The 18702-nt window shown below is 54.9% G+C and carries 13 protein-coding genes; 8 read left to right on the forward strand and 5 right to left on the reverse strand.

Annotation, left to right across the window (positions count from 1 at the left end):
- Positions 1 to 158 precede the first annotated feature (158 nt).
- The 3 genes from G449_RS16060 to G449_RS0105095 all read left to right on the forward strand — a co-directional run bounded on the left by G449_RS16060 (position 159) and on the right by G449_RS0105095 (position 6212).
- On the forward strand, positions 159 to 2174 hold the full coding sequence (locus tag G449_RS16060) for a methyl-accepting chemotaxis protein (protein WP_081640454.1): 2016 nt from the start codon (positions 159 to 161) through the stop codon (positions 2172 to 2174).
- A 600-nt stretch (positions 2175 to 2774) separates the two neighbouring features.
- Entirely contained in the window at positions 2775 to 4514 is a 1740-nt protein-coding gene (locus tag G449_RS0105090) for a HAMP domain-containing methyl-accepting chemotaxis protein (RefSeq protein ID WP_022658232.1), read from the forward strand.
- A 270-nt stretch (positions 4515 to 4784) separates the two neighbouring features.
- The gene (locus G449_RS0105095; RefSeq protein ID WP_022658233.1) at positions 4785 to 6212 is read left to right on the forward strand and encodes a sodium:proton antiporter; all 1428 of its coding nucleotides are present in this window, start codon (positions 4785 to 4787) and stop codon (positions 6210 to 6212) included.
- Between the two features lie 112 nt (positions 6213 to 6324).
- Here G449_RS0105095 and G449_RS0105100 read toward each other — a convergent pair whose 3' ends face one another.
- Positions 6325 to 7332, reverse strand: a complete 1008-nt coding sequence (locus tag G449_RS0105100; RefSeq protein ID WP_027180727.1) for a phosphotransferase enzyme family protein — start codon at positions 7330 to 7332, stop codon at positions 6325 to 6327.
- A 150-nt stretch (positions 7333 to 7482) separates the two neighbouring features.
- A complete protein-coding gene (locus G449_RS0105105; protein ID WP_022658235.1) occupies positions 7483 to 8262 on the reverse strand; it encodes a DeoR/GlpR family DNA-binding transcription regulator in 780 nt (259 codons plus the stop codon).
- 673 nt (positions 8263 to 8935) lie between these two features.
- Here G449_RS0105105 and G449_RS0105120 point away from each other — a divergent pair.
- The 5 genes from G449_RS0105120 (at position 8936) to eutC (ending at position 14454) form a co-directional block, all read left to right on the forward strand.
- A complete protein-coding gene (locus tag G449_RS0105120) occupies positions 8936 to 9991 on the forward strand; it encodes a TRAP transporter substrate-binding protein (RefSeq protein ID WP_022658238.1) in 1056 nt (351 codons plus the stop codon).
- A gap of 141 nt (positions 9992 to 10132) precedes the next feature.
- The gene (locus tag G449_RS16065; RefSeq protein ID WP_022658239.1) at positions 10133 to 10783 is read left to right on the forward strand and encodes a TRAP transporter small permease subunit; all 651 of its coding nucleotides are present in this window, start codon (positions 10133 to 10135) and stop codon (positions 10781 to 10783) included.
- 59 nt (positions 10784 to 10842) lie between these two features.
- Complete coding sequence (locus G449_RS0105130; RefSeq protein WP_022658240.1) at positions 10843 to 12183, forward strand: TRAP transporter large permease; 1341 nt, start codon at positions 10843 to 10845, stop codon at positions 12181 to 12183.
- A 14-nt stretch (positions 12184 to 12197) separates the two neighbouring features.
- A complete protein-coding gene (locus tag G449_RS16070) occupies positions 12198 to 13556 on the forward strand; it encodes an ethanolamine ammonia-lyase subunit EutB (protein ID WP_022658241.1) in 1359 nt (452 codons plus the stop codon).
- A 70-nt stretch (positions 13557 to 13626) separates the two neighbouring features.
- Positions 13627 to 14454 (forward strand): ethanolamine ammonia-lyase subunit EutC, encoded by an 828-nt coding sequence (gene eutC, locus G449_RS0105140; RefSeq protein ID WP_022658242.1) that lies wholly within the window; start codon positions 13627 to 13629, stop codon positions 14452 to 14454.
- A 104-nt stretch (positions 14455 to 14558) separates the two neighbouring features.
- Here eutC and G449_RS0105145 read toward each other — a convergent pair whose 3' ends face one another.
- From G449_RS0105145 to G449_RS16075, 3 genes are all read right to left on the reverse strand, one after another.
- On the reverse strand, positions 14559 to 15338 hold the full coding sequence (locus G449_RS0105145) for a DUF169 domain-containing protein (RefSeq protein ID WP_022658243.1): 780 nt from the start codon (positions 15336 to 15338) through the stop codon (positions 14559 to 14561).
- A gap of 488 nt (positions 15339 to 15826) precedes the next feature.
- On the reverse strand, positions 15827 to 16864 hold the full coding sequence (locus G449_RS0105155) for an EF-hand domain-containing protein (RefSeq protein ID WP_081640455.1): 1038 nt from the start codon (positions 16862 to 16864) through the stop codon (positions 15827 to 15829).
- A gap of 273 nt (positions 16865 to 17137) precedes the next feature.
- Positions 17138 to 18574, reverse strand: coding sequence for a histidine-type phosphatase (locus tag G449_RS16075; protein WP_081640475.1), 1437 nt, complete (start codon positions 18572 to 18574; stop codon positions 17138 to 17140).
- Positions 18575 to 18702: the final 128 nt, after the last annotated feature.

Genomic DNA, 18702 nt, shown 5'->3' on the forward strand with positions numbered 1-18702 from the left:
GAGATATTTTTGCTGTGTTTTTGCAACAGCATTGACTGAACAAAAAAATTATATAGTGTTTACTGGTTGACTCTAAAGAATTTTAGCGAGCATTCGATACTATTGCAGTGTTTTGTTAAAAATAAGTTGATGCTTAATAAGGAGAACGTGACGTGGCAATGAGTGCAAAAAATAAAATCCTCCTAAGCGTAGTCGCATTCTTTTCGCTGGTCATCATCGCGATGACCTACAGCTCGTACCGGAGTTTCTGTGCCTCGTCATACGACTCTGAAATGGAGCAGCTGGACACCATGTCCCAGGCAGTGGGCAAGGCTGTGTCGGAAAAGATGGACGTGTATTTCAATGTGCTTGAGCTGAGCTCGCGCATGCTGACGAATCCTGTGGGCGCTTCCCCGGATGAACTTTATGAATATAAACGTAATGTTCTGAAACAACTGCTCAAGCAGGTAAACCTTGTTGAAGCCTATTATGCTTTTGACAGCGGTGAAGCGCATAATGATAAGGGCATGATCAAGAATTTCAACGCCAAGAGCCTTGGCCGCGAGTGGTTTGTGCGGATGTTTAATGGTGAGAAGAGGGTTGTAACAACCCCTTATACCTCGTCTATCGGCGCAACGGTTATGGCTGTGGGCGTACCTTTGATAGATAACGGCAAGATGGCGGGCACGCTCTGCATCAACCTTGGCCTGACGGACATAACCAATTTTACCAACCATGTTCTTGAGTTTGACAATATTTTTCTGACGCGGGCTGATGGCTACATCATGGCCAACCGGGATGACAAGCGCATTGGCAAAAGCCTGTGGGAAGTTATCCCGGATATGAAAAAATACAGCGGGTTGCAGCAGAACGGCCGCATCCAGTTCACCAGCAAAGGCAGAGTGTTTGAGGGGAGTCTGTATATTATTCCGGGCCTTGGCTGGAAAGTGTGGACGTACAAGCCGCTGGAGGAAATTCAGCGTGACTCCACCTCCAATCTGCACTCCAGTGCCATAACCGCCGTTGTCGCCCTGGTGCTGTCTGCCCTGATGGTGCATTTTCTGGTATCCATGCTGATTTTCAGGCCGCTGGGCAAGGGCGTTATTTTTGCCGCAGCGGTTGCCGAGGGGAATCTTGATGAAACCCTTGATATCAAGAGCAGGGACGAAGTGGGGACGCTTGCCGATGCCCTGCGCAACATGGTTGCGCGACTGAAAGACATGATCCGCACGACAGAAGAAAAGGAGCGGCACGCCCTCTCCGAAGCCGAGCGCGCGCAAAAAGCAGTTGCCGAAGCGGAGGAAGCCCGCAAAGAAGCGGAGCTGGCTACCCAGCGTGGTATTTTGCAGGCTGCCAGCCAGATTGAAGGCGTTGTGGCGCGCATTGCCTCCAGCACGGAAGAACTGGCGGCACAGTCCGAGCAGATATCCAATGCTGCGGAAATCCAGCGGCAACGCATGACGGACACCTCTGCCGGTATGGAGCAGATGTCCGCCTCCATTGTTGAGGTGGCGCGCAATTCCGGGCAGGCTGCTTCCAATGCTGTCAAAACGCAGCAGGAGGCAGGGCAGGGCGCCACGCTTGTCCGGCAGGTCATTGATTCGGTAAACCATGTGCATGAGCAGACGCAGACCATGAAGGTTGATCTGACGGCCCTTGGCAAACAGGCCGACAGCATTGGCGCGATCATGGACGTCATCAACGATATCGCTGACCAGACCAACCTGTTGGCGCTCAATGCAGCCATTGAGGCGGCGCGGGCTGGCGAGGCTGGCCGTGGTTTTGCCGTGGTGGCAGATGAAGTGCGCAAGCTGGCCGAAAAGACCATAGGCGCCACCAAGCAGGTGGGCGAGAATATTTCCGGTATGCAAACCGCCGCCAGGCAGAGCATCTCTTCCATGGACAAGGCCAGCCTTGTGGTGGAGGAAACAACCTCCCTGTCGCATAAATCCGGCGAAGTCCTGGATGCCATCCTGGTGCTTGCCAAAGAAAATGCCGATCAGGCGCAATCCATAGCAACAGCGGCAGAAGAACAGTCTTCCGCTTCGGAAGAAATCAGCCGCAGTCTTGATGAAGTTTCCCGTCTGACCACGGACACCACACGTGGGCAGGCTGAATCTGCAACAGCTATTCAGCAGCTTGCTGAAATGGCTGGAGACCTCAGCAGTATTGTGGATAAACTGAAAAAATCGTAAACGTCTTCACGCTCATGAACGGGCCGGAGTAGAAATGCTCCGGCTTTTTTTATGTCCTTTGCATGCAATGCCAAGGCTGTGTGTGCGAAAATGCCCTATGTGGTGTTGCCTTTAGCCAACGAGAGAGGGCGTGGGTTGTAAATAGGTAGTGTGCTAACGATATAAGGGGGATGGAAATTGAAACTTGAGCGTTTACTCAATGTTTGGGGAAATTTTAAGATAACGTGTGAGTCCATAGTCTAACTATATCATTTGTGAACAGGGTGTTATAAAAGTTTATATCGTATACTGCTATATTAATCTGAATTAGTAACAGATAAATTTATTTTTATTTACATACTTGTAAAATATGTTGTCGAAAAAAAATAGTAATCGATTCGGGCATGTTGAGATGGGTAGTTTGCAATTTTTTACAGTGCTAACTATTTTTATTGTATATCATACTGAATTTATTTTTATTTTTTATTTTTTTGATGAAGTGTAAAAAAATACAAACTGGCATAATCCGGGGCGCGATATAGCCGATAGGCTATATCGGTGGTGGTGTGAAGCTCTTGATCCCATCGCGTGGATTTAAACTCTAGCGCCGAGTAGAAAGCAATGAAGCTCGTAACAAAAATTTCTTTCGGGATGGGAATGCTGGGTGTTTTGATGGCTTTATTAGCCGGATACATGCTCTGGCAAATGTCAGAACTCAACAACATCACCTCTGTACTGGCGCATCGCAATGTGCCAGTTTCAGAGCTTGCGGGCGAGATTAATACTGATACTGCAGAATACAGGATTATTGAATTTCGCTACCTGATTGAAAATGATATGCAAAAAGCCGCAGCGCTTAAAGATAGGATTGATGAAGTTCGCAAAAAGTTTGAGCGTGAAGTCCGTCAGATTGGAGACCTTTGTATTTCCGGCAATGCCAAACAATGCGTGATCGATATTGAACGTGATCTGAAAAAATATCTGGATACTTCCAAAGACGTGTTACGTCTGCGGCAAGATGGCAGGGTAGATGAAGGCTTGGCCCTGCTTACGACTAAATCCCATGCTGAATACGAAGCCCTCTCCAAATCCATAGGCAGTTTGGTAACGGTTTCACACGATAACGCCCACGCCCGTGGCCTTAAAGGGGACAGCCTGTACGCCACAAGCAACGCTATGGGCATTGGCTTGACCCTTTTTTCCATTGTGCTTGCTGCTGCATCGGCCATTCTAATTGCGCGCGAAACAAACCGACAACTTGGCAGAGACCCTGGGGAACTGCTGGTGGTCGCGCAGCGTGTGGTGGATGGTGATTTTAATATTGACGATGGTCATGCCAGAATTGGCGTGTATGGCTCAATCATCGCCATGGTGGAGGCCTTGAAAGGCCATATTGAAAAGGCCCGGGCCGAATCAGAAAACGCCAGGGAGCAATCGCGTCAGGCGCACGAAGCCATGGAAAGCGCCAATGCGGCCAAGGATGAGGCGCAGCAGAAAACGGAAGCAATGGTGCGTGCCGCAGGCAAGCTGGAAAAAGTCGTGCAGATTGTCAGCTCGGCTTCCACACAGCTTTCTGCCCAGATCGAACAGGCAGGCAAGGGGGCCGGGCATGCAGCGCAAAGGCTTGCGGAAGCGGCCACGGCCATGAACCAGATGAACGCCACCGTACAGGAGGTGGCCCGCAATGCCGGGCAGGCTTCTATGGCATCCACTGATACAAAGGACAAAGCTGAAGCCGGGGCCGACATTGTGCAAAAATCGCTCGTCAGCATCGGCCAGGTGCAGACCGTGTCGCAGGAACTCAAGCAGGATATGCTGCAACTGAATACGCACGCCCAGGCCATCAGCCAGATTATGGGTGTCATTTCAGATATTGCGGACCAGACAAATCTTCTGGCGCTCAATGCCGCCATCGAAGCCGCCCGTGCTGGCGATGCCGGGCGTGGATTTGCCGTGGTCGCCGACGAGGTGCGCAAACTGGCAGAAAAAACCATGGCCTCAACCCATGATGTGGGCAATGCCATAAATGCCATACAGGAGAGCACTTCAAAGAGTATGGCCTCAACGGATAATGCGCTTGAGCAGGTTAATCAGGCAACGGGATACGCCAGCCAGTCCGGGCAGGCTCTCAATGAAATACTGGAAACTGTTCTGGGTATGGCAGATCAGGTCAATGCCATTGCCACTGCAAGCGAGGAGCAGTCTGCCGCCAGTGACGAAATCAACCTGTCGATCGAGAACGTGAACGAAATGGCCAAACAGACCGCCACCGCCATGGCCGAGGCGGCCAGTGCGGTGGCAGAGCTGGCGCGTCAGTCGCAGGATCTTGGGCTGCTGGTCAATGAGATGCGGCAGGGATAGGCAAAATTACTACTTCATTCAAAAATATAAATATAAAGGCGGTCTGTTGCATCTGTGCGGCAGTCCGCCTTTATGCTTTGAACCTTGGTGCATAATTACAACACATATCGCTTTTTTAGATGCAATAATGCGACAATTGTCGTTGCGTTGCTGTGATTTATAATTGTATTTGGCATGGTGTATATGTATTGATTGTATTTTTTTTTGAGGTTTGGTATAGAGTCTCCCAATATCCTATGGTATGTAATGCTTATCTTCTCAGGAGTGCATATGGCAAGATTTCTAACTGTGCTCGGCGCCCTGTGCGCCGCGCTTCTTGTGCCCGGTGTCGTTCTCGCAGGGGAGGGACATCCCAATATCCCTGGTGCGCAGCTTTCAGTCATTTGGGCAATCCCCTTTGTGTGCATGCTGCTTTCGATTGCCATAATGCCGTTGGCATTGCCCCATTTTTGGGAAAAACACTTTGGTAAAATCGCGGCCTTCTGGGGCCTGGCCTTTCTGACGCCCTGTCTTCTGGTTTATGGGTTCAATGTGGCCCTCTACGAGTTTTTGCACATTATTCTTCTGGATTATGTTCCTTTTCTGGTACTGCTGTTCACGCTCTTTACCATCGCAGGCGGCGTGCGGCTTACCGGTTCGCTGGCCGGAACCCCCGCAGTCAATACTGGGCTGCTGGCAGTCGGCACTGTGCTGGCCAGCTGGATGGGAACAACCGGCGCGGCCATGCTGCTTATCCGCCCCTTGCTTCGGGCCAACGCACACCGTAAATACCGCGTTCATTCAGTTGTTTTTTTTATTTTTCTTGTAGCCAATATTGGCGGCTCGCTCACTCCTCTGGGCGATCCGCCGCTGTTTCTGGGTTTTCTGAAGGGTGTGAATTTCTTCTGGACCACAACCAACCTGCTGATGAAAACAAGCCTCATTGCCACAGTTTTGCTGGGCATATTCTTTGTTCTCGATACAGTGCTGTTCAAGAAAGAAGGCAGCCCCAAGGCTGAGGCGCAGGCTGGCGCGGCAGAAGAAAAGCTCGGCCTTGACGGCAAGATCAACCTGCTGTTTCTTCTGGGCGTTGTTGTGGCCGTACTGCTTTCTGGCCTCTACCCTCTGGGCGAACTGGTTTCGGTCTTCGGCGTGCCGGTCGAAGGGCAGAACCTGCTGCGCGATGTGACGCTGCTGTGCCTGGCCGGGCTTTCGCTCAAGTTTACGAGCAGGCGCTGCCGTGAACTCAATGGCTTTTCCTGGGCCCCCATTGAAGAAGTTGCCAAGCTGTTCTTTGGCATTTTTATCAGCATGGTTCCCGCCATTGCCATTTTGCGCGCAGGTGCTGACGGTGCGCTTGCTCCCCTGATTCACCTTGTTTCGCACGATGGGCAGCCGGTAAATTCCATGTATTTCTGGCTCACGGGCATTCTCTCCAGTTTTCTGGATAATGCGCCGACCTATCTTGTGTTTTTCAACACTGCTGGCGGGGATGCGCAGCACCTTATGCACGATATGCCCGCCACCCTGGCCGCCATATCTGCGGGTGCCGTGTTCATGGGCGCCAACAGCTACATTGGCAACGCGCCCAACTTCATGGTTCGCTCCATTGCAGAAAGCGATGGCGTGCGTATGCCCAGCTTCTTTGGCTACATGGCTTGGTCGGTAGGTATTCTGGTGCCCCTGTTCGCACTGTTGACCTGGCTGTTCTTTATCTAGCCAGTGCAAATCCCGCGAGGCGGGTTTTGCAATCAGTATAAAACAAGCCCCTCTGCCTTAAGGTCGAGGGGCTTGTTTGTTGTCTGCCAAAATAAAATATTTCCGCGCCAGCTCATAACGCGCCCAAGGGCATGCCTCCCTCAAGGTAGCGTCTGCACAGGCGCACCGTGTGTTCAAGCCAGTGTGCGCCGAGGTTGCGGGCTGTCTCGGTATTGGCGTGTGTGGCCATCCATGCTGTCATCTGGATACGCCGCTGCATGATCATATGCGGGATCATGGCTTCATCCTGAGCATCCAGATGACTGACCATCTCATATCCCTGAAGCCAGTTTTCCAGCCAGCGGGGGGCCAGCGGGCAGTGTTCCTCAAAGCTCATGGCCGCGGCAATGTCGTGAACAAACCAGCCCATGCCGCAATCGTCAAAATCAATGACGCGCGTACCGTCCTTGTGCAGCAGCAGATTGGTTAGGCGCAGATCAGCGTGAATCAGGCCATAACGCTGGTCAGACTGGCCGTAGGCGCGCAGTTTTTCGCCAATACAGTTCAAGGCCGCCTCCAGAAGCAGGGCGTCCTCGCGTGGCAGGCCGGGGCTTGCCCGCCAGTCCCCCCAATGGGCGCGCGGGCCAACCATGCTTTCGTGGTTCCAGACAATGCGCTGGAATCCTGCCGGTTTTTGCCATTGCCGGCTATGCTGGTGGAGGCGCGCCGCGACCTCGCCAAGCTGCCGAAAGGCGTGCGGGTCTAGGTGCACTGTTGGCATATCGCCTTCAATCCACTGAAAAAGAACGATATTTCTGTGTGATCCGTCTGGAAGGTGCAGGGTCAACACCCTTTGGCCCCCCATGCTGGACAGGGCCTTTGGCGTGACGATGCCGGTATCTTGCTGCAAGGCATCCAGCCACATCAGCTCGCCCATTATATTGATATGCGAGTGATAATTTTCGCGGTGCACACGCAGGGCATAACGGCTGTTGCTGGTCTGGACAAGAAATGTTGCGTTTTCTGAACGGCAGAGCAGGTGCAGGGTTCCCTGCATTTCCGGGGGGTATTGCTGCAACGCCTGCCGTGCCAGTTGCGTTACGGCCTGATCGCTGAGCGAGTCATTTTGCTGAAGTGCCATATTCCCCCCTGCGTTGGGTATGGGTGCCAGTTTGTTCCATCGGCTGATGGGGGGGAGCAGCGCGATCATAACCGGCATCGCCTTTCATGCCCCGCAAGCAGTTGCTTCAAAACAGTTTTGCGGCGCGCGGCGGATGGTAAAAACAGATGCTCAGGCCAGAATGACTTTGGGCAAAATTTCTTTCAGCTCCTTCAGACATTGCAAATCCGAAGCTGCGGCATCGGTAATGAGCATGGAAATTTCGCGGGGTGAGGCGTAGTTTATCCGGCTGATAACGCCAAGCTTTGTGTGATCGGCGAGTATGCACAGCCTGCTGGCACGCTGGGCCATGCAGCGCGCCACGGCGGCTTCTTCCGGCAAAAAGCTGCTTGCCCCGTGGTGCGCATCCAGCCCCACGGGCGAAAGAATCGCCATATCTGCCCGCCAGCGCTGAATTTCTTCAATCACGCCCTCGCCGCAGGTCTGCTCCCGTCCGGCAAGAATGCGGCCTCCCACCAGCACCACTGTGCTGTCGTTTTTTTTATCTTCGTCCCTTTCACTCAAAATGATGGCGGCGCGCAGGCTGTTGGTAACGATGGTAAGCCCAGGCATGGTGCAGAGTTCCTCTGCCAGAGCCGTCGTTGTGGTGCCTGCGTCCATAAAAACCGTTTGCCCCTGTTGCAGTTGCAGCACCGTGGCGCGGGCAATGGCGCGTTTTTCCCGTTCCAGCCGGGTTCTGCGTTCTTTGAGTGACGGTTCGGACGTAGAGGAATCCAGCGCCACAAGCCCGCCGTGCACACGCCTTGCCGCGCCCTGATTTTCCAGCTCGATAATATCCCTGCGGGCTGTTTCCCGGGAAATTCCCAGCTCCTTGATGAGCCGCTCTGTGCTGATATGGCCGTTGACTGCTATGAGGGCAAGTATGCGGTGCAGGCGGGTTTCGCGCAGCATGTGTTTCAACCTTGTTAGATATGCGCTGACATTCCGGTCAGCATATAGCTTTTTTCTGCGCCTGCAATATGCATTTTTGTGCGTTTGTGCGTTTTGTTGTTGTAGCTGATGAAAGGACCCAAATTGCTGGGGTCGGGCATTATTGGTGGCCTGTGTCCAAAGGATGCCAGACCATGAAAATGCCCGGCAAAGCCATCAGGCCGCGTGGCTTGTCTCCCCAATGCTTTCAGAGGGCCAGAACCGCAGTGGACTGGGCGGTGGCGCCCGCTGAGGCAAGTTGCCCCTTGCGCGTCAGGCAATGAGCTTTTTTCAAAATTGTATTGCCAATAAGGCCGCATGCCCCTTTTTTTACGTGGATGCCTTGGTGTTTCATTGTATTAGTGTGTTTTTGTGTAAAAAGTTGATTAACAAAAATGTGCTAATCATTACAAAATTGTTTCATAATGCGGGCCGCTATCCTTCGCTCTGAATGTGAAAGTGTGCTGACTAAAAATATAAACTTAATATATTTTAATATATTATCAAATTTTTTTTCGCCTCTCCATCCTTTGGCTCGCAATTTGCTTAATGGCATTTCATGAGTCCAAGGCTAGGGCAGTAGCCTGAGTTAAGTGCATTTTTGAGGCGTAGGCGCTTGCGGTGAATAAACAGTTTTTGTTTTGAGGAGGTTAGTATGGAGAGGCGTGAGTTTTTGAAGACAGCGGGTATGGGCGCCACGGCGGCGGTTGCCGCCACAACTGGCATTATGGGGGCCACTGAGGCAAAGGCCGCCAAGGCTCCCATCAAGTGGCGCATGCAGACCTACGCGGGCGCGGCGCTTGCCGAGTTTGTCATCAAGCCGCAGATCGATGCCTTCAACAAGGCCGCCAATGGCGAAATGGTCATCGAACTTTACACCTCCGACCAGCTGATTCCCACCAGCGAGCTTTTCCGCGCTGTGCAGAACGGTACCATTGATGCCGTGCAGTGTGATGAAGACTCCATGTCTTCCCCTGCTGATGTGGCCATCTTTGGCGCGTACTTTCCCTTTGCCACCCGCTATTCGCTTGATGTGCCGGCTCTTTTTGAACACTGGGGCCTGAACGACATCTGGAAAGAAGCCTACGGCGAGATCAAGGGCGTTGAATGGCTTGGCTCTGGCTCCTGGGATCCCTGCAACTTTGCCACCACCAAGCCCATCCGCAGCCTTGCCGACCTGAAAGGCAAGCGCGTGTTCTCCTTCCCTACGGGCGGCAAGTTCATGAGCCAGTTTGGCGTGGTGCCTGTTACCCTGCCCTGGGAGGACATCCAGGTCGCCCTGCAAACCGGCGAGCTGGACGGCGTGTGCTGGTCGGGCATTACAGAAGACTACACCTCCGGCTGGGCAGAGCAGTGCAAGTATTACCTCACCAACAACATCTGCGGCGCGTGGATCGGTTCGTACTTTGCCAACAGCAAAAAGTGGGCTGAAGTGCCGGAACACCTCAAAACGCTGTTCAAGCTCACCTGCGACAGCTCCAACTATTTTCGCCAGCACTGGTACTGGTGGGGCGAAGCTCACTACCGTGCCACCGGCGGCAAGATGGAACTGACCTCCATTCCCGATGCTGAATGGGGCACTGTTGAAGAGGCCGCCCACAAGTTCTGGGACGAAACAGCCCAAAAAAGCCCGCGCTGCGCCAAGGTTGTGGATATCCTCAAAAAGTACAATGCCGAAATGGCTGTTGCGGGCCGTCCGTACCGTTATTGATTGCAAACCCTGTGGGGGCAGAACCTTCCGTCTGCCCGATGTGCCGCCGTCAGAAACACCCGGCGGCGGCGCATCAAAGCCTGCCCCAGTTAAACCGGGCGGCAGGAAATTTGCGGAATAAGGGTTTGGGAGGAGAGCGTCATGCCAAACTGGATCAAGCTGTTTGTCAAATATGTGGATGCGGTTAACCGTCTGGTGGGGCGGGGGGTTCTTTATCTTGTATTCGTCATGATGGGCATTTTGCTCTATTCGGCCATATCCCGTTACTGTTTTGATGCACCGGTTATCTGGGGCGTGGAAATGGCCCAGTTCACCATGGTGGCCTACTACATCCTTGGCGGCGGTTTTGCCCTGCTTACCAATTCGCACGTGCGTATGGATGTGTTCTATGGCCGCTGGAAGTGGAGAAAGCAGGCAAAGATGGACGTGATCACGTCTGTTTTTTTGGTCGCGTACCTTGCCCTGCTGTTCTATGGCTGTGTTTCAAGCACATGGTATTCCATAGAGTTTGACCAGCACAACAATTCTGCCTGGGCTCCTGCCCTGGCCCCCATTAAAATCATCATGGGCATTGGCATTTTTCTTACGCTGTTGCAGGCCTTTTCGGAATTTTTCAAGGCGCTGGCGCGCTCGCGCGGCCTGCTGCTGGGCGAGGAAGTTCCCGAGCGTCTTATTGTAGAAAGCGGCTATGTGGAACCAGAAGCGGAGCCTCAGCTTGTTGGTGTTGTGGCTGATCCGGTTGCTTCGCCGCAGGTTCTTGCCCCGGCGCAAGCGCTGGGTGGCTCGCGGTAACGCCCCAATTTCCATTTTCCAGCTCCGGCGTATGCGAGCGCCGTAAAGGACGCGAGGACATGTTCGATCTTACGTTCACTCTTTCTCACGAGGGCATTGCCCTGATGCTCTTCGCATCCATGGGCATGCTCATGCTCACCGGGCAGCGGGTGTTTGCGGCCATCGGCTTCACCGGAGCCATCGCGGCCCTCTTTCTGTGGGGTACCGGCGGTTCGCAGATGGCGTTCAACGCCAGCATCACGCTGATGAAGTGGTTCCCCATGATCACGCTGCCCCTGTTTATCTACATGGGCTACATGCTCTCGGAATCGGGCATCGCCAACGATCTTTACCGCATGTTCCACGTCTGGATGGGACCTTTGCCCGGTGGCCTTGCCATAGGCACGGTCATTCTGATGGTGGCCATTTCCGCCATGAACGGCCTGAGCGTTGCGGGCATGGCCATCGGCGCAACCATCGCCATGCCGGAAATGCTCAAGCGCGGGTATGACAAGCGCATGGTTTCGGGGGTTATTCAGGCAGGCAGCTCGCTGGGCATCATGATGCCGCCAAGCGTTGTTATGGTGCTCTACGGCATGATCGCCCGCCAGCCTGTCAGCAGCCTCTGGATGGCCGGCATCGGCCCAGCCCTTATGTTTGCGGTGATACTCATTGGCTACATCGTCATTCGCTGCAAGCTCAATCCCGCCATGGGCCCTGCGCTGCCCAAGGAAGAACGCGAATCCATCACCTCGGCGGAAAAGTGGAAGAGCCTCTGGGCTGGCCTGCTGCCGCTTGCCATTATTTTTTCTGTGACCGGCGCGTTCATGACCGGCATCACCAGCCTGGTGGAAAGCTCCGCCGTGGGCGCTCTGGTGGCGACCATCGCCGCGCTGGTCAAGGGGCGGCTTACGGCCAGGGTGATGCGCGTGGTTCTGGTGCAGACCCTCAGCGTGAGCTGTATGTTCATGTGGATCATCATGGCTGCCCTGTGTTTCAGCTCTGTTTTTGACGGCCTTGGCGCAGTGCATGCCATCAAGAAGCTCTTCATCGACGGCTGGAACCTCAGCCCCTGGGGCGTGCTTATCGTCATGCAGCTTTCGTATCTTTTCATGGGGATGTTTCTTGACGATACGGCCATGCTGATCATTGTGGCCCCGCTGTATATTCCGCTGGTCAAGGCGCTGGGTTTTGACCCCATATGGTATGGCGTGCTCTACACCATCACCTGTCAGATCGCCTACATGACTCCGCCATTCGGGTACAACCTCTTTTTGATGAAGGCCATGGCCCCAAAGGGGGTTACGCTAAACGACATCTACGCCTCCATTGTGCCAATGGTCATAATAATGCTGGTGGGGCTGGTGCTGGTTATGGTCTTCCCTGATATTGCCATGTTCCTGCCCAGAACATTCCTGTAGCAGAGGCTGACAGCATGAATGCCCACAGCACCCTGCGCGAAATCCTGGCCAAGGCGTCGCCCCTCAGATCGGGCGACGTGCTGGCCGGGGTGGCGGCCGCCAACGACGAGGAACGCGTGCGCGCCCAGATGGTGCTGGCCGATGTGCCCCTCAAACGCTTCCTGAACGAGGATGTGGTGCCCTATGAAAAGGACGAGATCACCCGCCTCATTCTTGACAGCCACGATGCTGCGGCCTTTGCGCCCATAAGTTCCTTTACCGTGGGGCAGTTCCGCGACTGGCTGCTGACCGATGCCGCCAATGCAGAAAGCCTTGCGGCGCTGACGGCGGGCATCACTCCGGAAATGGCCGCAGCCGCCAGCAAACTCATGCGGTTGCAGGATCTCATACTGGTGGCGTCCAAATGCAGCGTGGTAACGCGCTTTCGCAACACCATAGGATTACCGGGGCATTTTTCCGTCCGTTTACAACCAAATCACCCTACGGACGATGCGCGGGGAATTCTGGCATCAACCATTGACGGGCTGTATTACGGCTCCGGCGATGCGGTTATCGGCATCAATCCGGCTTCCGACAGTCTGGAGAACATCGCAAGGCTCCTGTGCCTGCTGGACGAGCTCATTGCGCGCTATGAAATACCCACCCAAAGCTGCGTGCTGACCCACGTAACCAATGCCGTGGAGCTTATCCGCAGGGGGGTGCCGCTGGATCTGTGTTTTCAGTCAATAGCAGGAACAGAAAAGGCCAACGCCAGTTTTGGCATAGACCTTTCCCTGCTGGCAGAAGCGTGGCAGGCAACGCTTGAGCTTGGGCGCGGCACCGTGGGCGATGATGTGATGTATTTTGAAACAGGGCAGGGCAGCGCCCTCTCTGCCAACGCCAATTTCGGGGTCGATCAGCAAACGCTGGAATGCCGCGCCTACGCCGTGGCCCGCAGGTTCCGTCCATTGCTGGTGAATACCGTGGTGGGATTTATCGGGCCGGAGTATCTGTTCAATGGCAAGCAGATTATCCGCGCCGGGCTGGAAGACCATTGCTGCGGCAAACTGCTGGGCCTGCCTATGGGCGTGGACATCTGCTACACCAACCATGCCGATGCCGACCAGGACGACATGGATGCCCTGCTGACCCTGTTGGGCGCGGCTGGCTGCAATTTTATCATGGGTATCCCCGGTGCGGACGACATCATGCTCAATTATCAGTCCACCTCGTTCCACGATGCGGCCTATCTGCGCAAGCTGCTGGGCAAGCGGCCTGCACCGGAGTTTGAGGCGTGGCTTGAAAGCATGGGCATTCACGATGATGTCGGTGCATTGCTGCCACCGGCCGGCGCGTTGCGCGGGCTTGAGCAGCGCGTCAGGCAGGCCACATAGAGCCTTTTGCGGTGCGGGTTTCCCCAAAATCCGCGCAGAGCAGACTTGAACTGTCCCAAAGGATGTTGCCATGAGCGTCATGAAGCAGGAGTATTTGCCAGCATCAGCGGCAACAGTTTTGGAAGACCCGTGGGCCGATCTGAAACGCTATACGGATGCCCGCATTGCCCTTGGGCGTTGCGGCGTCAGCCTGCCGCAGACGGAGTGGCTGCGGTTTCGGCTGGCGCATGCCAGAGCACGCGATGCCGTGCTGACGCCTTTTGACAGGGCAGGCGTGCGCTCAGATATTGAAAGTGCAGGGTTGCGCTGCCTTGAGCTTGCAAGCGCCGCTGCAAGCAAGGAGGATTTTCTGGCAAGGCCCGACAAGGGGCGGCGACTTTCGGAAGCCTCACGCGAGCTGCTTGCAAGCCAGTACGCAGGGGCTGACAATCAGGGGGCGGACATTTGTCTTGTTATCAGTGATGGGCTTTCGGCCCGCGCTGTGCATGAAAACGCGGCCCCCTTTGCCCGGCTTTTTCTGGCCAGCGCGGCAGATGCCGGCTATAGCGCAACCCCCGTGGCTCTGGTGGAGTTTGGGCGGGTTGCCGTGGCGGACGAAGTGGCGTCGCTCATGAAGGCAAGGCTGGTGGTGATTCTTATTGGTGAACGGCCGGGGTTGAGTTCGCCCAATTCTCTGGGAGTTTATCTGACCTATGCGCCCTTTCCAGGTTGCACCGATGAAGCGCGGAATTGTATTTCAAATGTGCGGCCTGCGGGCCTGAGCATTGAAGAAGGCGTGCGCAAACTGTGCTATCTGGTGCAGGGGGCCTTTGCGCGGCAATTGACCGGGGTGAACCTCAAGGACGACATGCCCGCAACGTACTTGCCCTTTGGTAAGGATACTACTGCGATTGCATAGGATTTTTATGTTCAGTGGGTAAACTCTCACCGTGCTCATAGCACAACAGCCGGGCTGCACAAGGCAGCCCGGCTGTTGTTGTATACCGGTATGCGAGAGCCTTCTTAGGCGTCGCGTTCTTTCTTGAAAACAATGAGAGGGCAGTTTTTGCACACGGCTGCGCCGGGGAAGGGTTCGCCAAGGCGGGTGATGGACGCGCCGCCCTTGTTGGTGACGCGGTCTTCAAGGCGCTTCACCAGAGCTTCCATGTGTTCGCCAGGTATGGCCACGTTGATTTCGCCCCGTTCCGTCTTGCCGGAATTGTAGCTGCCGCTGCATGCGAGGTACAGGTTCGCCTGCTTGGTGTTCAGCGTGTAGACATTGCCGGAGCAGACGGCTGAGTTGACGCTCATGGAGGGATGGAAGTTGTCGATCCGCTGGGTTGCCATCCAGTCGCCAATGATGTGGTAGGCCTGCATGGTATCGCACACAAAGTGCACCACATCGGGCTGGGTGGTGGCTGCCGCAAGCGGGCTCACGGCTATGGCCAGCAGATTGGCCGGAACCTGCGGCTTGGCTTCAAGCACCTTGCGGGCATGGTCGGCATCGGCGCAGTACTTGAGGTGGCTTTTGATTTCGGGTTCGTCCAGCTCTTTCCAGCCGAACACAAAACTAGCATTGGTACAGCCCATCTTGTCGCGTTCTACAATGACTGTAATACCTTCCATACGCGCACCGACTTCGCTCTGGCAGAAGGTCAGCGGCTTCATGGGAGAGTAGTGGGGCTGATTTTGCTTGAAAGAATCAAGCTCCTGCTGGTCGTAGAAATATTTGATTGCAACGGGTGCATGAATGAGGCGCAGCTCACGCATCAACGTTTCACTAAGCTTTTCAAATGTGTTCATATAATCCTCTGGTCTAGATGCTATTATACAAGAGTTCATTGTTACGGCTTATTTTTTATTTCTTTATGCCGTTTATGTCAATATAATCCCACTAATTTCACAAGTGGTATAATTGCCCCTTGTTTTGTTTTATTCTTAAAATTAATCATTATAAAACAGCATGTTATGCCTGGTGTTTTTTTGAGCTACCAACTTTTTTTCATAATTAGATTGTGAAAGTTATTATTTTCATATGGTTACGTGTTCATGATTTTTCTTGATTGGCGCGGATTTTCTGTCCATTTGCGGAAGCTCAGCGGCGGCAATGTCTGCCTTGCTGTGCAAAAAATGGCGAGCAGTTTTATCATAAGGGGCAGGGTTGGAATTACCGCGCAGTCGGCCGCCTCATATAAAACACCAGCCCAGCTGCTTTGCGCAGCCGGGCTGGTGTTTGTGGGCATAAGGTATGAGCGCCTCCCGCGTGGAGGAGTCATTGTTTCTGGTGGGGATCAGGCCACTGCTTCCACGCTCTGGGCAGCGGCGGTGGTCTGGCTCACGCTCTGGTAGGCACTGTTGGCAATGGCTGACAGAAAACTTTGGGCCATGGCGGTTCGGCTTGCGCTGGTTTGGTCTGTTCCCATTGCTTCGCGTTGCTTTTCAAGCGCGGTGGCAAGCTCGTCAGCAGAAACGGAGCCATCCTGGTTCACATCCATGGAGTCGAACACTGACTGACTGAGACCTGTCTCATCAACGCTCAGGCCGTCACTGCCATCGCTGTCCAGGCTCGAGAAAAGTTTGGAAGCCACGTGGGATGATCCGTTCTGACCAGACGAAGCAGACTGCCCCTGTGTGGGAGGTGGCGGGGGCATCTGGCCGTTCATGATGGAAGACAGCAATGTTTTTGCGTCCATTTCGCCTGATGAGTTCTGCTCGCTGGACTGGTTTTGCGGATTCTGGGAGTTGTTGTTCATGGCTTCGCGCTGTTTTTTTAGCGCTGCAGTCAGTTCATCGGCAGAAACGGAGCCGTCCTGATCGGTGTCCATGGAGTCAAACACGGATTGGCTGAGGCCCGTTTCCTCGGCGCTCAGGCCGCCGCTGCCGTCACTGTCCAGCGAAGAAAAGAGTTTGGACGCAAGATCGTCACCCTTGCCGCCGCGCACTGCGCCCTGCATGCCGCCGGAAACCTGCCCGCTCATGATGGCGGAAAGCAGATCCTTGGCAGTGGGCTGGGTTGACGCGGCTGTTTGCGCGGCCTGGCTCTGCCCCATCTGCATGCTGGTGAACATGGCGTTGCGTTGGGTTTCGATGGCTTTTTGCAGTTCAGTCTGCGAAACGGCTCCATCACCATCGGTATCAAGTTTGTTGTAGAGTTCGCCGCTTAGCCCTGTTTCATCAAGGCTCAACAGGCCATTCCCGTCTGAATCTAGATCCCCGAAAAGCTTGCCTGACAGATTGTCCTGCGATTGCGCCTCGCTGGAGCCTTTCATCTGCGCAAGCATCTTCTCCCAATAGGAGGAAGAGGATGATGATAACGCACTGACGCTCATACTGTCTCCCAGTCCTTGCGGACATTGTCGTCAACGCCTGCAATCCACTGCGGGCGAAGCCGAATACTGTAAGCGCACCTCCCTGTGTCGCGTATCAGCCGGGGAAAAATTTTCCCAATCTGATTCTGCAAAAAACATTCCTTTTGTTTGAGGGAAAAATCTGCCGCAATCCTGCTTTTTTCGCGTCAGAAGCCAGTATGCGGCGCTGGAAAAAATGAAAAACCGCCGCATCATTTGATGCGGCGGTAGGGAGTGCAGCGGGGGCTTATGGGGTCAGCGGATTTTTGCTGGTGAAGAAGCCTCAGCGGAAGTGGCCGTGGCAGGGCCGCTGTCCACATCGCTGTCCACCCGCAGGCGCAGGGGAGGAACCTCTTGCGGAACCAGAGATGCATTACGCAGTGCCTTGTCGACCCGCTGGGAAAAACTTTCAAGGCTGAAGCGGGCCTCCCCCACAACAGGCGGCGCTGTTACCAGAGCCGCAGTTGCCTTGTGGGTTCTGGCCGGATCGGTGAGCTGGGGGATGGTCAGGCCGCCCACAGGCTGCGGCGGATCAACAAAGGGGTCATGCAGGGCTTCCAGCGACTGGGCAAAAAAGCGCACGCGCACTTCTTTTTTACCGCCCATATTCCACAGCTCAAGCATAAGGACTGATCCTGGCGGGGTGGAGTCATCGGGGTAGCCGGGCAACTGCCAGTGCACTCCCAGCAATTCGCCCACATTGGCAAGGTTGGTGTCGTGCCCCACAAAAACAACTAGGGAAGCCGCGTTGCAGCGTTGATCCCTGTGGGTGCCGTCAAGGGCCGCAGCCATTTCTGAAAGCAGCGATGCCCCCTTGAAAAGAGCCACAACCGGAGAGCGGTTCACAGTGTTGAACACGCTTGTATGCACGGGCAGCACTTCACGCAGAACGTGCGCGTCCACCTGGCCCCACCCGGCAGAAATTTCAGGCCACTGGGCGTATTCCAGCAAAAAAATTTCCGCCATGCTTGATGCGGTTGCCAGTGCGCCGGAAAGCCCTGCGCCCTTGCCGTCAGCATCAACGCTCACAGAATTGGGCAGGTCTGCGAGCCCGCAGGTGGGCGGCAGATTGTAGCGCGCGCACAACGTTGGGGCCACGGGAGCGCTCAGGTGCTGGATGTGTGTCAAGGCTCCTGCATTGTCCTCATGCAGCCGATCAAGATCGCCCCCGGCCGTGCCCATGATGCTTGCGGCAACCGAGGCGGGATCAAAACGCTGAAAACCCGCCTGCACGGGATGAAAAAGCGGATCGGGCGTCTGGCTTGAAACGGCATAGGTCTGCCCGCCCCCCCGACAGAGGCCATCAAGCAGGGCTTTGGCTGTTGCCCTGGTGCGCTGATCTACATCGGCGCGCACAAATACCTTGCCGGGCGGCGGACAGGCGCTGTCGGGCAGCAGACCAAAATTCAGCATTTGCCCGCGCATGTCTTCCCACATGGCGGTTACCAGCCGCGCACCACGCGGCGTGAGGAAACCCCTCGGCGCAGGCCACTGGGGCCAGTTGCGGGTACTCCACTGCGAAAGCGTATCGGGAGCCTGCGTGGGCGAGCGCACCCCGTGGCGGGAAAGCGCTACAACTTTCATAAGGCGGGGTTGTTCGTCCCCCTGCTGCGCCGCAATGCCAGATAGGGGCAAATGGCAGAGCAGTGCGCAGGCAAGGCAGACAGTGATTAGGCGTGGTGCAGTGCGCATGCGTTCTCCTTGATGGAGGGTACCATAGCCATAAAGGCCTGCGCGGGCAACGCCGATTTGCATGCGGGAAGGCTGCCGGCCCTGCGCCAGTGCAAATTTTACCCGCCTCACGGGGCGTAATTGCTTGC

Source organism: Desulfovibrio desulfuricans DSM 642 (assembly GCF_000420465.1).
GTDB lineage: Bacteria > Desulfobacterota > Desulfovibrionia > Desulfovibrionales > Desulfovibrionaceae > Desulfovibrio > Desulfovibrio desulfuricans.

What these genes read in the sequence shown, in the direction of transcription:
- G449_RS0105155 (WP_081640455.1), bottom strand. Translation starts at nt 16,864, where the DNA reads ATGAGCGTCAGTGCGTTATCATCATCCTCTTCCTCCTATTGGGAGAAG.
- G449_RS0105090 (WP_022658232.1), top strand. Translation starts at nt 2,775, where the DNA reads ATGAAGCTCGTAACAAAAATTTCTTTCGGGATGGGAATGCTGGGTGTT.
- G449_RS0105145 (WP_022658243.1), bottom strand. Translation starts at nt 15,338, where the DNA reads ATGAACACATTTGAAAAGCTTAGTGAAACGTTGATGCGTGAGCTGCGC.
- G449_RS0105105 (WP_022658235.1), bottom strand. Translation starts at nt 8,262, where the DNA reads ATGCTGCGCGAAACCCGCCTGCACCGCATACTTGCCCTCATAGCAGTC.
- G449_RS0105130 (WP_022658240.1), top strand. Translation starts at nt 10,843, where the DNA reads ATGTTCGATCTTACGTTCACTCTTTCTCACGAGGGCATTGCCCTGATG.
- G449_RS0105120 (WP_022658238.1), top strand. Translation starts at nt 8,936, where the DNA reads ATGGAGAGGCGTGAGTTTTTGAAGACAGCGGGTATGGGCGCCACGGCG.
- G449_RS16070 (WP_022658241.1), top strand. Translation starts at nt 12,198, where the DNA reads ATGAATGCCCACAGCACCCTGCGCGAAATCCTGGCCAAGGCGTCGCCC.
- G449_RS0105100 (WP_027180727.1), bottom strand. Translation starts at nt 7,332, where the DNA reads ATGGCACTTCAGCAAAATGACTCGCTCAGCGATCAGGCCGTAACGCAA.
- G449_RS0105095 (WP_022658233.1), top strand. Translation starts at nt 4,785, where the DNA reads ATGGCAAGATTTCTAACTGTGCTCGGCGCCCTGTGCGCCGCGCTTCTT.
- G449_RS16060 (WP_081640454.1), top strand. Translation starts at nt 159, where the DNA reads ATGAGTGCAAAAAATAAAATCCTCCTAAGCGTAGTCGCATTCTTTTCG.
- G449_RS16065 (WP_022658239.1), top strand. Translation starts at nt 10,133, where the DNA reads ATGCCAAACTGGATCAAGCTGTTTGTCAAATATGTGGATGCGGTTAAC.
- G449_RS16075 (WP_081640475.1), bottom strand. Translation starts at nt 18,574, where the DNA reads ATGCGCACTGCACCACGCCTAATCACTGTCTGCCTTGCCTGCGCACTG.
- eutC (WP_022658242.1), top strand. Translation starts at nt 13,627, where the DNA reads ATGAGCGTCATGAAGCAGGAGTATTTGCCAGCATCAGCGGCAACAGTT.